This window comes from Mesorhizobium sp. MC2-1-1 (assembly GCF_057597255.1).
In genome coordinates this window covers 2,493,809-2,506,144 of sequence record NZ_CP195205.1, presented here as the reverse complement: position 1 = coordinate 2,506,144, position 12,336 = coordinate 2,493,809, and the positions used below count along the sequence as shown (strand labels likewise).

Annotated in this window: 13 protein-coding genes and 1 tRNA gene; 2 read left to right on the top strand and 12 right to left on the bottom strand. The window is 66.0% G+C overall.

Annotated features, from left to right (window positions below; translation table 11 throughout):
- Positions 1–15: 15 nt before the first annotated feature.
- The 3 genes from ACR64R_RS12600 to ACR64R_RS12590 are packed head-to-tail and all read right to left on the bottom strand — an operon-like array spanning position 16 to position 3,228.
- A complete protein-coding gene (locus tag ACR64R_RS12600) occupies positions 16–1,233 on the bottom strand; it encodes an ABC transporter permease (RefSeq protein WP_487361940.1) in 1,218 nt (405 codons plus the stop codon).
- Complete coding sequence (locus ACR64R_RS12595; protein WP_487361939.1) at positions 1,230–1,937, bottom strand: ABC transporter ATP-binding protein; 708 nt, start codon at positions 1,935–1,937, stop codon at positions 1,230–1,232. The genes ACR64R_RS12600 and ACR64R_RS12595 overlap by 4 nt, the downstream gene beginning before the upstream one ends.
- Positions 1,938–1,941: 4 nt before the next feature.
- Complete coding sequence (locus tag ACR64R_RS12590; protein WP_487361938.1) at positions 1,942–3,228, bottom strand: efflux RND transporter periplasmic adaptor subunit; 1,287 nt, start codon at positions 3,226–3,228, stop codon at positions 1,942–1,944.
- Between the two features lie 132 nt (positions 3,229–3,360).
- On the opposite strand from ACR64R_RS12590, the gene ACR64R_RS12585 reads away from it, so the two are divergent.
- Positions 3,361–4,263 (top strand): PhzF family phenazine biosynthesis protein, encoded by a 903-nt coding sequence (locus ACR64R_RS12585; protein WP_487361937.1) that lies wholly within the window; start codon positions 3,361–3,363, stop codon positions 4,261–4,263.
- A gap of 105 nt (positions 4,264–4,368) precedes the next feature.
- A tRNA-Lys gene (locus ACR64R_RS12580) sits at positions 4,369–4,444 on the top strand.
- 612 nt (positions 4,445–5,056) lie between these two features.
- On the opposite strand, the gene ACR64R_RS12575 is transcribed toward ACR64R_RS12580, so the two are convergent.
- The 9 genes from ACR64R_RS12575 to cbiE all read right to left on the bottom strand — a co-directional run bounded on the left by ACR64R_RS12575 (position 5,057) and on the right by cbiE (position 12,336).
- A complete protein-coding gene (locus ACR64R_RS12575) occupies positions 5,057–5,206 on the bottom strand; it encodes a hypothetical protein (RefSeq protein ID WP_487361936.1) in 150 nt (49 codons plus the stop codon).
- A 140-nt stretch (positions 5,207–5,346) separates the two neighbouring features.
- On the bottom strand, positions 5,347–5,883 hold the full coding sequence (locus tag ACR64R_RS12570) for a hypothetical protein (protein ID WP_487361935.1): 537 nt from the start codon (positions 5,881–5,883) through the stop codon (positions 5,347–5,349).
- A 128-nt stretch (positions 5,884–6,011) separates the two neighbouring features.
- The gene (gene cobT, locus ACR64R_RS12565; RefSeq protein WP_487361934.1) at positions 6,012–7,037 is read right to left on the bottom strand and encodes a nicotinate-nucleotide--dimethylbenzimidazole phosphoribosyltransferase; all 1,026 of its coding nucleotides are present in this window, start codon (positions 7,035–7,037) and stop codon (positions 6,012–6,014) included.
- A 24-nt stretch (positions 7,038–7,061) separates the two neighbouring features.
- Positions 7,062–7,829, bottom strand: a complete 768-nt coding sequence (locus tag ACR64R_RS12560) for an adenosylcobinamide-GDP ribazoletransferase (protein WP_487361933.1) — start codon at positions 7,827–7,829, stop codon at positions 7,062–7,064.
- Positions 7,826–9,142, bottom strand: a complete 1,317-nt coding sequence (locus tag ACR64R_RS12555; RefSeq protein ID WP_487361932.1) for a cobyrinic acid a,c-diamide synthase CobB — start codon at positions 9,140–9,142, stop codon at positions 7,826–7,828. The genes ACR64R_RS12560 and ACR64R_RS12555 overlap by 4 nt, the downstream gene beginning before the upstream one ends.
- On the bottom strand, positions 9,139–9,936 hold the full coding sequence (gene cobA / locus ACR64R_RS12550) for a uroporphyrinogen-III C-methyltransferase (protein WP_487361931.1): 798 nt from the start codon (positions 9,934–9,936) through the stop codon (positions 9,139–9,141). Before cobA ends, ACR64R_RS12555 begins: the two co-directional genes overlap by 4 nt.
- Before the next feature lie 14 nt (positions 9,937–9,950).
- A complete protein-coding gene (gene cobM, locus ACR64R_RS12545) occupies positions 9,951–10,715 on the bottom strand; it encodes a precorrin-4 C(11)-methyltransferase (protein ID WP_487361930.1) in 765 nt (254 codons plus the stop codon).
- Positions 10,712–11,098, bottom strand: a complete 387-nt coding sequence (locus ACR64R_RS12540) for a cobalamin biosynthesis protein (RefSeq protein ID WP_487361929.1) — start codon at positions 11,096–11,098, stop codon at positions 10,712–10,714. Before ACR64R_RS12540 ends, cobM begins: the two co-directional genes overlap by 4 nt.
- Positions 11,095–12,336, bottom strand: a complete 1,242-nt coding sequence (gene cbiE / locus ACR64R_RS12535; protein ID WP_487361928.1) for a precorrin-6y C5,15-methyltransferase (decarboxylating) subunit CbiE — start codon at positions 12,334–12,336, stop codon at positions 11,095–11,097. Before cbiE ends, ACR64R_RS12540 begins: the two co-directional genes overlap by 4 nt.

The following is a 12,336-nucleotide window of genomic DNA, read 5'->3' as shown; positions in this document are numbered from 1 at the left end:
CGCCGCCTGACGCGTTCATTCGTGCCGCAGCGCATCGATCGGGTCGAGCCTGGCGCCGCGCAGCGCCGGGAAGAAGCCGAACACCATGCCGATCAGCGCCGAGAAGCCGACGGCGAGCAGGATGACGGCGGGGCTCGGCGCGAAGGGTATCGTCAGCGCCATCGAGGCAAGGCCGGCCAGCGAAAGCCCGATCAGGATGCCGATGATGCCGCCAAGCAGCGACAGCACCGTTGCCTCGACCAGGAACTGGATGAGGATGTGCTTTTCGTGCGCGCCGATGGCGAGCCTGATGCCGATCTCGCGGGTACGCTCGGTGACCGAGACCAGCATGATGTTCATGATGCCGATGCCGCCGACCAGGAGGCTGACGCCGGCGACCGCGCCCAGCATGCCGGTCATGGTGGTCGTCGCGCTGGTCATGGCGTCGGCGATCTGGGTCATGTCGCGGATGGCGAAATCTGGATCGCGATCCGGAGTGATGCGGCGCGTGTCGCGCAAAATGTCCTCGACGCGCGGCTGCAACTCGCTGGTCGGGGTGCGGTCGTCGGCGGCGATGTAGATGTTGTCGATATCGCGGTTGCCGGCGACGCGCCGCTGATAGGCGTGCAGCGGCATCAGCACGACATTGTCCTGGTCCTGGCCGAAGCCGGTATAGCCCTTGGGCTCGAGCAGGCCGATGATCTTGCAGGAGGTGCGGTTGACGCGGATGATCTCACCCTCCGGATCACCGGCGCCGAAGAACTGCTGGCGCACCGTTTCGCCGATCAGGCAGACGCCGGCGCCGGCGCGCGTTTCGGAATCGCTGAACGGCCGTCCAGACGCCAGCTTCCAGTCGCGGGCGTCGAGATAGGCGCTGTCGGTTCCGGTCACGCCCGAGGTCAGGCTTTCGGTGCCGAAGATGACGCGAACCTGCTTTTGCGAGGCAGGCGAAATCGCGCGCGCGCCGCTCAGATGCGCGACGAGCGCCGTGACGTCCTTTTCAGCCAGCGGCCGGACCGCCTGGTCGAGACCTCCCGGACCGCCTGGCCCCGCGGGGCGACCGGCGCGGACGACGAGAAGGTTGCTGCCGAGCTTGGAAATGTCAGCCTTGACCTTCTCCGTCGTGCCGGAGCCGATGGTGAGCATGGCGATGACGGCGGCGACGCCGATGACGATGCCCAGCAGCGTCAGGAACGAGCGCAATACGTTGCGGCGGATCGAGCGCAGCGAGAGGCGGACGGTCTCCCAGATCATGCCGCTTCCTCTGCCTTCAAGGTATCGGAGGCGACATGGCCGTCGACGAAGCGGATGGTGCGGCCGGCATAGTCCGCGACGTCGGCTTCATGCGTGACCATGACGATGGAAAGTCCGAGCTCGGCGTTGAGCCTGGTCAGCAACTCCATGATCTCATGCGTGCGCGCCGTGTCGAGGTTGCCGGTCGGTTCATCGGCGACAAGCAATGTCGGCCTGGTGACGATGGCGCGGGCGATCGCAACGCGCTGCTGCTGGCCGCCCGAGAGCTCGGACGGCGTGTGGTGCTCGCGCCCTACAAGCCCGACCTCGGCCAGCGCCTGCATGGCGAGGTCGCGGCGCTCGCGCGCGGCGACGCCGCGATAGATCAGCGGCAGCTCGACATTTTCAGCCGCCGTGGTGCGCGGCAGCAGATTGTAACCCTGGAAGACGAAGCCGACATAAAGATTGCGCAAAAGCGCGCGGCGGTTGCGGTCGAGCCGGCCCGCATCGTCGCCCATGAAGGAGTAGGTTCCGGCCGTCGGCGTGTCGAGGCAGCCGATGATGTTCATCGCCGTCGACTTGCCCGAGCCGGAAGGGCCCATGATGGCGACGAATTCGCCACGCCGGATGGCCAGATCGACGCCGGCCAGCGCGTGCACGCGGGCCTCGCCCTCGCCATAGGTTTTCCAGACCTTGTCGAAACTGATGAGCAAGGGAGCCGACATTTCGTCAGCTCCGCGGCTGAGCGCCGGTGATGACCTGCGCGCCCTCGTCGAGACCGGACGTGACCTCGGTCAACTCGCCGTCGGTCGAACCGATCCTGACGTTCACGGCATGCGGGCGGCCATTCTCCAGTACATAAAGCGTGCGCGAGCCGTCGGTCGGCGCCTTGGTCGGCTCGCGCTGCCGGCTGGGGCGGCCCATGCGGCCTGTGAACAGGTCGCTCAAGCTCCAGCTACGCACCGCCTGTTGCGTCGGCCGATAGCGGAACGCGGTGGAGGGGACAGTAAGCACGCCCTTGGCCTGCCGGGTGACGACCGAAACCGTTGCCGTCATGCCCGGCCTGAGCAGAAGCTCGCCATTGTCGACTTCGAGCCGCGCATTGTAGGTGACGACTCCGTCGGTGGTGGCCGATGCGTAGGAGATGTCGCGGATCGCGGCATCGAACGGGCGGTCCGGGAACGCATCGACGGTGAAGCGGGCATGCTGGCCTTGCGTGACCTGACCGATATCGGCCTCGTCGACAGCGGCCCGCAGCTCCATGTTGCGAAGGTCGGCGGCAATGACGAAGAGCACGGGCGCCTGCAGCGAGGAGGCGACCGTCTGGCCTGGATCGACGGAGCGTGTCAGCACTATGCCGTCGATCGGCGCATAGATGGTGCTTTTCGCGAGATCTGTCTGCTGCGCCTTGAGATCTGCCTGGGCAATCGCGAGATTGGCCTCGGCGCTGTCGAGCGCCGCCTTGGAACGGTCGCGCGTCGCGGTCGCCGCTTCGAGCGACTGGTCCGTCGCCATGCCGCGCTTGGTCAGCGCGCTTGCGCGGATCACGGCGTTCTCGTTCTCTTGCAACGTCACCTTGGCGTTCTCGACGGCGGCGGCCGCCGCCTTGGCCGAGGCGGTGGCGCGCTCGATCTGGACCTCGAGCTTGGCCGTGTCGAGCGTCGCCAGCACGTCGCCTTTCTTCACCTGCTGGTTCTCGTTGACCGCGACCGAGCGGACGATGCCGGAAAGCTCGCTGGAAATGTCGACCTGGGTCAGCGGCTGCAGCGTGCCGGTGGCCGATACCTCGACTGTGAGGTCGGCGATTGCCGCGGGCACGGTGGTGTATTCAATCCTTGGCGGTGCCGCCGCATACCATCGATAGAGGGCAATGGCGGCTGCGATGATCGCTATCGCCAGCAGCACGTAGAGCCCGAAGCGGCGTCGCTTGCGGCTTACGCCCTTGCGGTCGAGCCCGAGCGCCGCCTCTATGGAAGTATCGGATTCCGCGTTTGGCGGATTGACAATCTGATCCACCCCGGACCCCTATGCTGAAAATCGATGTCCCTATCCATGCACAGATCAGGCCTTAAGGTTCGAATTTCAAATTAAATTTCCCTCATGTTGGGATTGAGGCAGAAATTCGGGGCGAAGCGAAAGGTTTTCTCCATGGCGCGCAACTACTTGCTTTACGACGTGTTTACCACCGACAGGCTGGCTGGGAATCCGCTCGCGGTGGTGCTGGACAGCGACGGACTCGACACTGCCGGCATGCAGTCGATCGCGCGCGAATTCAATCTTTCCGAGACGGTATTCCTGCTGCCGCCCGACAATCCGAGGCACCGCAACCGTGTTCGAATCTTTACGCCAGACTATGAAATGCCGTTCGCCGGCCATCCGACCGTCGGCTCGGCCATCGCGCTGGCCGAACTCGCCGGCGAAGAGACGGGGATCTTCGTGCTGGAAGAGAACATCGGCCCGGTGCGCTGCGCGGTGAGCAAGCATGACGGCTCGACCTTCGCCGAGTTCGATCTGGCGAAACTGCCGGAACCACTGGAGCTCAAGGCCGATCCGGACGCGGTTGGCGCGGCGCTCGGCCTAGCTCCGCACGAGATCGGCTTCGAGAATCATCGCGTCGCCTTCTGGTCGGCCGGCGTGCCCTACGTGACCATTCCGGTGGCGGACCTGCAGGCGGCGGCCAAGGTCAGGCTCGACAATCAGGCGTGGTCGGAATTGGCGCCACGCAAGAGTGAATGGGCCTTTGCCAGCCCTTATGTCTACTGCCGCGAGACGGTCCATCACGACAGCGCCTTCCACGTGCGCATGATCGTGCCCGGTACTCCCTCCTACGAGGACCCCGCGACCGGGTCGGCGGCGGCCGCCTTTGCCGGCGCCATCATGCATTTTGATGCGCCCACCGACGGCACTTCGCAGCTCTGGATCGAGCAGGGGCTGGAAATGGGCCGTCCGTCGCGCATCCGACTCGAACTCAATGTCGAGGCCGGTAAACTGGCCTCCGCGCGCATCGGCGGCCATGCGATCAAGGTCGCGGAAGGCACACTTCTGGTGTGAGTCCTGCGGCAATTCGGCGATTTGTCGGGAAATGATCCGGCAGGGCTGGACATCACCGAAAGCGGCGGCTATATGCGCCGCCGACGCTGGTTTTCCCGGCGGTGTGGGTGTGTAGCTCAGTTGGTAGAGCAGCTGACTCTTAATCAGCGGGTCCACAGTTCGATCCTGTGCACACCCACCAAACAACTTTTTGAAAATTCTAAGAAATCCGGGCCACAGCCGAACTGCAGCGGCTGCTCGATTTGGTGACATGTCATGAAAAAGTGACATGCGGCTTCGCTGCCTGCGCCAGCCGCCAATCTCAGACCGCGAGCAGAACGTCGTGAAAGTTGAGCTGTGGTTGCTCGCCCGCTTCCCGGTCAGGCGGCAGGCAACCGGCTCAGCTCCGCTGTCGGCCGTGGCTTGCAATTCCTCACGCGACCGCCAAACGGTCAATATCGCCACATGATTGGGTGATCGCTGTACCAAAAAGCTTTCCAGGATGGAGGGAGGCAAACCGCATTCTATCACGCTCGTTTAGGCCGCGATCAGGGCGCGTGCCTGCTATGACCCTATAGCGCTCTCGACGGTGCTAACGACACCTCCCATACAAATCCCATGGTCCGCGTCAATCTTTGTCATCGGGCCAAAAGCTTGCCTATCTGCCTCGCTGGGACTGCCGCCTATCTAGCGCCCCCGGCAAAATCAAGGTAACGAAAGCGAAGTGCGTTTTAGGAGGGGCTTATGAAGCGCGTGAAGAAATCCTACGAGAAACCGACTATCGCCAAAAGTGGGCGGCTGAGCGCGGTGACGGCTAGCCTTTGCCTGTCGTGTAGACCGGGGTAATGTTGCCGACGGTCCCCGGCGAGGGATTGCGCTGGACAATCGCCTGAACCCCTTTGGCGTCGATACGGAACGCATAGAGGCCACCGGGACTGCTGCCCCAGGCAGATATTACAGACACTGCCCGCGCCACCACGGACTTGCCTTTTCGACATGATGTCGAGGGTTGTGATCCACATTGCGCACGCGCGACTGCTGGAAGAGCTGTATTCGCGCACCTCTCCACCCACGTTCAATGACGCGGCAGGTTCCTGAACCGGCTCAGTCGAGCGGGGTGGAGACCCTCAGGCGGCCGCTGAGATAGTCCGCGCTGTTGCCGCCGATCCCGCCTTGGGCGACGGACAAGCCGAGCCGCGCGCCGCCGGGCATGCTGGCATCCACGCTCACCTCGGCGCGGCCGTGGAAATCGCCGCCGCCGTCCGCTGAGGTGTCGCCGATGTTGAAGATGCCGTCGAGGCGAAGACCGAAATCAAGCGCCACGCCCTGGTCAGTGAAATAGCGGTATGAGACGCCGGGACCAAGGGCTATCTGGCCGAGACTTGTGGCGACCGACGGAATCGGCACGCCAAGGCCATCGACATAGGCGTCCGAGGTCTCCTGGAAATAGGAGAATCGCGCCCGCGGCGAGAAGGTCCAAGCGTCATATTGCCATTTTCCCTGGAGGGTGGAGCTGACCAGCCAACGTGTCGCGTCGAAATTGTCGGTATAAGTACCCGTCGGGCTGATGCGGTTCGACGAGGTTCCGGCGCCGGCAAGCCCATCCGCATCACGATGCAGATCGAAGGGGAACAGAAGCAATGCGGGTTCGCCGCCTCGCAATAAGACTGCCCGCGAGATCGCCCGGTGTGAACGGGTGACATTGCGCCTTGGATGACCAGATAGGAGTTTTGCCGGTCTTGGAGACGGCGAAACGCCCCATCTCTGGCTTATTTCTCCGAAACGCCGGCCTCGGCGAAGCTCGCCATCCTAGCGTGGCATTCGAGTGCGGAGCGCACGATGTTGACGGCCAGGCAGGCTCCTGAGCCTTCGCCAAGCCGCATGCCGAGATCGAGCAGCGGCGGCAGGCCGAGCGCCTCCAGCAGGCGGCGGTGGCCGGCTTCGGCGGAGACATGGGCGGCGATGGTGTGGGCAAGACCGGTCGGGTGCAGCCTTGCCAATGGTGCGACCGCGGCGGTGCATACAAAACCGTCGAGCAGCACAGGTACGTTGTTGTGGCGCGCGGCAAGCGTGGCGCCGAGAATGGCGGCGAGTTCGCGTCCGCCAAGGGCAGCGGCGATCTTGAGCGGGTCCGACAGCGAATCGGCATGGCGCTTGAGGCCTGCCTCGATGGCCACGACCTTGCGCTTCAGGCCAGCGTCGTCGACGCCGGTGCCGCGCCCGGTCCATTTCTCCGCGCTGCCGCCGAAAAGAGCCGTCGAGATCGCCGCCGCCGGCGTTGTGTTGCCGATGCCCATCTCGCCGAAGCAGACGAGGTCCAGATCTTTGGTCACCGCATCGTAGCCGGCCGAGACGGCTGCGAGGAATGCCTGTTCGTCCATCGCCGGCACTATGGTGAAATCGCCGGTCGGATGGTCGAGATCAAGCGGGATGACGTCGAGACTGGCGCCGGCGATACGGGCAAGCTGGTTGATGGCCGCGCCGCCGCCGGCGAAATTCGCCACCATCTGCACGGTGACTTCGGAAGGATAGGCCGATACGCCCTGCGCCGTGACGCCGTGATTGCCGGCGAAGACGAAGACCTTGACATGGTCGAGCTTCGGCATGTCGCGGCCCTGCCAGCGGCCGAGCCAGGCTGCGATCGTTTCCAAACGGCCGAGGCTGCCTTGCGGCTTGGTCAGCGTATCCTGCCGTCTCGCAATGGCGCTGGCGGCAGCGTCGCTGCCGGCAGGAAGGCCGAGGCAGGCGGCGCGCAGGTCTTCGAGGGATTTGAACGCAGTCGATTGGGGGGACATGGGGGCAAGGTCTCCGAAAGAGAATCAGGAAAGGCAAACGGAAGCGGTAAGCAGCACCGTGATCTCGCCGAGCTGCTGCAGCGCGCCGATCGTGTCGCCGGTCTGGCCGCCGATCTGACCGAGGCAAAGCGCGCGGAAGGCCGTGAAGAGAAGGGCGAGCAGGATGAGCGCGGCGATCGCGCCGCCAAGGCCGAGCGCCAGCAGCGCTACCGCACCGAGCGCCGCGCCGATCATGGCGGTCTCGGTCGTGACGGAGCCCGCATTGGCAGACAGACCGTCGCCGCGGGCCGGCGGCACAAGATGCATGAAGGCACCGAACAGGCCGCGCGAGGCGGCATGCGCGGCGAACAGCGCCAGGAACACGTGGCCAGGGCCGATGAGTGCGGACAGGGCACTCCAGCGGATGAGCAGCGACAGCCCAAGCGCGGCGGCGCCATAGGCGCCGATGCGGCTGTCGCGCATGATCTCCAGCTTCTTCTCGCGCGTCCCGCCGCCGCCGAAACCATCGGCGATATCGGAAAGCCCGTCCTCGTGCAGGCAGCCGGTGACCAACATCGTCGCGGCGAGCGCAAGCGCCGAGGCCGGCCCGGCCGTCAGGCCGAACACGTCGGCGATGGCGTAGACGAGGGCGCCGATGATCGCCACCGCGAGGCCGGCGAAGGGCGCCGCCCAGATGGCATCCGCCAGGCTGCGGCCGCCGAAATCGCTCGACGGCAGCCGCAGCCTGGTGAAGAAGACGAGACTGAGGCCGATATCGTCAAGCAATTGCCGGGGCGCGGAAGGGCCGTTCATGCGCTCCTCGCTATGGCATGGAAGAAGGTGCCGCTGACATGGCCGCGGCGGTAGCCCGAAGCGCCAAGCGGATTGCCCTGGCCGTCGGCAAGGTCGGCCAAAGGCGCGTCGTTGCCGGTGGCGGTCATCTGCGCATAGTGGAATTCATGACCGCGTATCAGCGTGCCTTCCGACCCCAACGGGCAGGCGGCGCGCAACCGCGCCTCGCGATAACCAAGGTTCATCCTGCGCTTGGCGAAGCTGGTCGAGTGGCCTAGCAGGCCGAGCATCCTGTGGCTCACGCCGTCCGCGTCTTCCAGCATTTCGCCCAGCATCATGAAGCCGCCGCACTCGCCATGGACCGGTTTCGCCGCCGCGAAGCGCGCCATTCCAGCCTGGAAGTTTGTCGCGTTCGCGAGCTTGCCGGCATGCAGTTCGGGATAGCCGCCGGGCAGCCAGCAAACATCGCAGTCCTGCGCAGGTGCCTCATCGGCAAGCGGCGAAAAAGGCACGATCTCGGCGCCCGCCTTGCGCCAATACGCGGCGACATGGGGATAGAGGAAGGTGAAGGCGGCATCTTCCGCCAACGCGATCCGCTGCCCCGGCGGCTGCAGCGCGTCACCGAAGTCACCGGCCGTGGGCTCCAGCGGGGTGGCCAGCGCCAGGATGGCGTCGATGTCGAGCGATTTCTCCACCATGTCTGCAAGCCGGTCGAGATGCGCCATCAGGTTCTCATACTCGCCGGCCTGGACGAGGCCAAGGTGCCGCTCTGGCAGGTTGAGGTTCGGATCGCGCAGGATGGCGCCTACCACGGGCAAGCCGATCGCTTCGATCGCGTCGCCTGACAGCCGCCGGTGGCGTTCGCTGCCGAGCCGGTTGAGCACGACGCCGGCCATGCGCACATCCGCATCATAGGTCGCGAAACCCTTGGCCACCGCAGCCGCAGTGGTCGACTGTCCGGAAACGTCGAGCACCAGCAGCACCGGCAGGCCGTAGAGCCGGGCGAGATCGGCGGCGGAACCCGTGCGGCCCTCCGGCGCGGGGATGCCGTCGAACAGGCCCATCGCGCTCTCGAGGATGATGTATTCGGCGTCATCCGCCGCCTGGGCCGCCAGAGCATTGAGCAGGGAAGGCGACATCGCCCAGCTGTCGAGATTGACGCCGGCAAGGCCGGTGGCGGCAGCGTGGAAGCCGGGATCGATATAGTCTGGGCCCGACTTTGCGCCGCGCACTTTCAGACCGCGCCGGGCAAGCGCGCGCAACAGGCCGATGGTCACGCTGGTCTTGCCTGAGCCGGAGCGCGGCGCGCCGATGATGATCGCGCGCGCGCTCATGCGCCGCCCGCGAGTGCCGCGCGCATTGCGACGATGCCGCCGATGACGATCAGCGCCGGGGAAGCGAGTCCGGCGGCCGCGGCCTCGTCGGCGATGGTGGCGAGCGTGGCGACGAGGATGCGTTCCCGCGGCGTGGTCGCCGCGACGATCACCGCGGCCGGGGTCGAAGGCGCGAGGCCGCCCTCGAGCAGCTTGGCCGCAATCACCGGCAAGTTGGCCATGCCCATATAGACCACGACCGGCTGTCCGGTGCGGGCGATCGCGGTCCAGTCGATGTCGTCATCGGTGCCGGCCGCATGACCTGTGGCGAGGATGACGGCCTTGTTGATGCCGCGCATGGTGGCGGGTATGCCGGTGGCGGCCAACGCGCTGAGACCGGAGGTCAGGCCGGAAAGCACACGGAACGGAATGTCTTCGCCCGCCAGCGCCAAGGCCTCTTCGCCGCCGCGCCCGAAAATATAGGGGTCGCCGCCCTTGAGGCGAACGACGCGGCGGCCCTCACGCGCCAATCGCAACAAGAGCGCGTTGATGTCGTCCTGCTTCATCGAGGGCTGGCCGCCGCGTTTCCCGACGTAGAAAAGCTCAGCGCCCTGGGCCACGGCCACGACCTCGGGCGAGACCAGAGCGTCATAGACCAGCACGTCGCATTGTCCGAGGGCAGCAAGCACCTCAAGCGTCAGGCAGCCGGGATCGCCCGGGCCGGCGCCGGCCAGCCAGACATGACCGGGCTCCAGCTCGCGCGGCTTGAAGTTCAGCCGCGCCAGCGCCTGCTGCACCGTTGCCCGTCCGTTCATATTGGCGCCGCCGTTCACAATCCGTCCCGTCCGCGAAAACGCCGCTGGTAGTGGGCGTCGTACAAAGAGCTTTCGCTGAAATCCTGCACCGCGAGCGCACTGCCGACGAAGATGATCGCCGTGCGCTCCATCGGTTTATCCGCCAGTTGCGCTTCGATGGTGCCGAGCGTGCCGGTCAGGATACGCTCGTCAGGCCAGGACGCCCGGAAGACGACCGCGACCGGGCATTCGGCGCCGTAGAGCGGCGTCAAGTCGGCGACGACGCGGTCGATGGCGTGGATGGCAAGATGGATGGCAAGCGTGGAGCCGGTGCGGCCGAAGCCGGCAAGCGTCTCGCCCGGCGGCATTTTCGAGGCGCGGCCGGAAACGCGGGTCAGCACCAGGCTTTGGGCGAGCTCGGGAATGGTGAGCTCGCGGCGAAGTGCCGCCGCCGCCGCCGCGAAGGAGGGGACGCCCGGGGTCAGCGTGTAAGGAATGCCGTGCTTTTCCAGCCGCCTTATCTGCTCGGCAACCGCGCTCCAAACCGAAAGATCGCCGGAATGCAAGCGTGAGACGTCGTGCCCGGCCTTGTGGGCGGCGACATATTCGGCCTCGATCTCGTCAAGCGACATCGGCGCGGTGTCGATCAACCTGGTGCCGGGCGCGCAATGCTCGAGCAATTCCGGCGCGACGATCGAGCCGGCATAGAGGCAGACCGGACAACTGGCCAGGAGCCGCGCGCCGCGCAGCGTGATGAGATCGGCGGCACCCGGGCCGGCGCCGATGAAATGGACCTTCATGGCGCGTCTCCGCTGATGGCGATGGCGCAGGTGACCGGACCAACGACGGTGCGCGGCCCTAGCAGCCGTGCACCGGCTCCGGCAACCGCAAGCGCCGACGCCTCCGAGACCGACGGCGTGCCGGCGCGGCCCTGTGAGAGGTCGCGGCGGCTGCGGGCGCCCGGCGATGCAAGTTGCAGGACCCGTTCATCGGCGATCACCACCGGCAGGTTGAGTGAGCGGCCGGCGGCGGAAATCGCCGCCTCATCCTTCTTCACCGGGGCGGTCGCCAGCGCCGAAAGCGCTGATATCGCAAGGCCGTGTGCTTCCAGCGCGGTCTCGATCGCCGCCAGCACTTCCTCGACGCTTACGCCCTTGCGGCTGCCGATGCCCGCGACCATCATGGCTTGACCCAGCTCCACTGCGTGACCGGCATGGCCGGGCGCCAGGCCTGCATGGAGCCGACAGGCGCCGCGCGCGACAGGGCAATGCGGATCAGGTCGCCGCCGCGCTGGTTGTGCTGGTCGAGCAGCAGCGTTTCCATTTCGAGCGTAACGGCGTTGGCGACCAGCCGGCCGCCGGGTCGGAGCGCCTTGATCGCCTTCTCCAGCACGCCGGCATCGCTGCCGCCGCCGCCGATGAAGATCGCGTCAGGTGTGTCGAGCTTCGCGAACGCCTTGGGCGCCGAGCCTTCGATCACGACAAGACCCGGCACACCGCAATGCGCGGCATTGCGGTGGATGCGAGCGGCGCGTTCGTCGTTGGCCTCGATGGCAATGGCGCGCAGCGAAGGATGCGCCAGCATCCATTCGATGCCGATCGAGCCGGAACCGGCGCCGATGTCCCACAGCAATTCGCCGCGCCTTGGCGCCAGCGCCGACAGCGTCATGGCGCGGATCTCGCGCTTGGTGATCTGGCCGTCATGCTCGAACAGATGGTCGGAGAGGCCAACTGTCAAGGGCAGGACGCGAGCATCCGGCGCCGATTCAATTTCCAGCGCCAGAACGTTGAGCGGATTGATGTTTTTGAGATCGAAGGCATCCGCGTGCGAGGTTCGATGCGCTTCATCCGCACCGCCAAGCGCTTCGAGGACGGTCAACCGAGAAGGGCCGAAACCGAGTTCGTCGAGCAACCCGGCGACGGCCGCCGGGGCGTTGCTGTCGGATGTCAGGGCAAGGATGTGCGCGCCGGGGTGTAGCAGGGGCCGGATCAGGTCGATCGAATGGCCATGCAGTGAGATGGTCTCCACGTCCTGCAAGGCCCAGCCGAGACGGGATGCGGCCAGCGACAGCGACGACGGTGCCGGCAGGACAAGCATCTCTTCCGGCTTGACCTTGCGCGCCAGCGTGACGCCGACACCATGGAAGAACGGGTCGCCGGACGCGAGCACGCAGATTTTCTTGCCTTTCAGCGCCAGCACGTCGCGCATTTCGGCATCGAAGGGCGTCGGCCACGGGCGAGCTTCGCCCTTGGCCAGCGACGCGACAAGACTGAGGTGCCGCTTGCCGCCAAACACGACCTGCGCCTGCGCGATGCGATGCTTGGCCTCGTCGCCGAGACCCGCTACACCGTCCTCGCCGATGCCGACGATGGTCAGCCATTTCGAGGCTGGCTTGGCGGCGCGCGGACCCTTAGCAGGCAT

What these genes read in the sequence shown, in the direction of transcription:
- cobM (WP_487361930.1), bottom strand. Translation starts at nt 10,715, where the DNA reads ATGAAGGTCCATTTCATCGGCGCCGGCCCGGGTGCCGCCGATCTCATC.
- ACR64R_RS12595 (WP_487361939.1), bottom strand. Translation starts at nt 1,937, where the DNA reads ATGTCGGCTCCCTTGCTCATCAGTTTCGACAAGGTCTGGAAAACCTAT.
- ACR64R_RS12585 (WP_487361937.1), top strand. Translation starts at nt 3,361, where the DNA reads ATGGCGCGCAACTACTTGCTTTACGACGTGTTTACCACCGACAGGCTG.
- cbiE (WP_487361928.1), bottom strand. Translation starts at nt 12,336, where the DNA reads ATGCCTGCTAAGGGTCCGCGCGCCGCCAAGCCAGCCTCGAAATGGCTG.
- ACR64R_RS12560 (WP_487361933.1), bottom strand. Translation starts at nt 7,829, where the DNA reads ATGAACGGCCCTTCCGCGCCCCGGCAATTGCTTGACGATATCGGCCTC.
- ACR64R_RS12540 (WP_487361929.1), bottom strand. Translation starts at nt 11,098, where the DNA reads ATGATGGTCGCGGGCATCGGCAGCCGCAAGGGCGTAAGCGTCGAGGAA.
- cobA (WP_487361931.1), bottom strand. Translation starts at nt 9,936, where the DNA reads ATGAACGGACGGGCAACGGTGCAGCAGGCGCTGGCGCGGCTGAACTTC.
- cobT (WP_487361934.1), bottom strand. Translation starts at nt 7,037, where the DNA reads ATGTCCCCCCAATCGACTGCGTTCAAATCCCTCGAAGACCTGCGCGCC.
- ACR64R_RS12600 (WP_487361940.1), bottom strand. Translation starts at nt 1,233, where the DNA reads ATGATCTGGGAGACCGTCCGCCTCTCGCTGCGCTCGATCCGCCGCAAC.
- ACR64R_RS12555 (WP_487361932.1), bottom strand. Translation starts at nt 9,142, where the DNA reads ATGAGCGCGCGCGCGATCATCATCGGCGCGCCGCGCTCCGGCTCAGGC.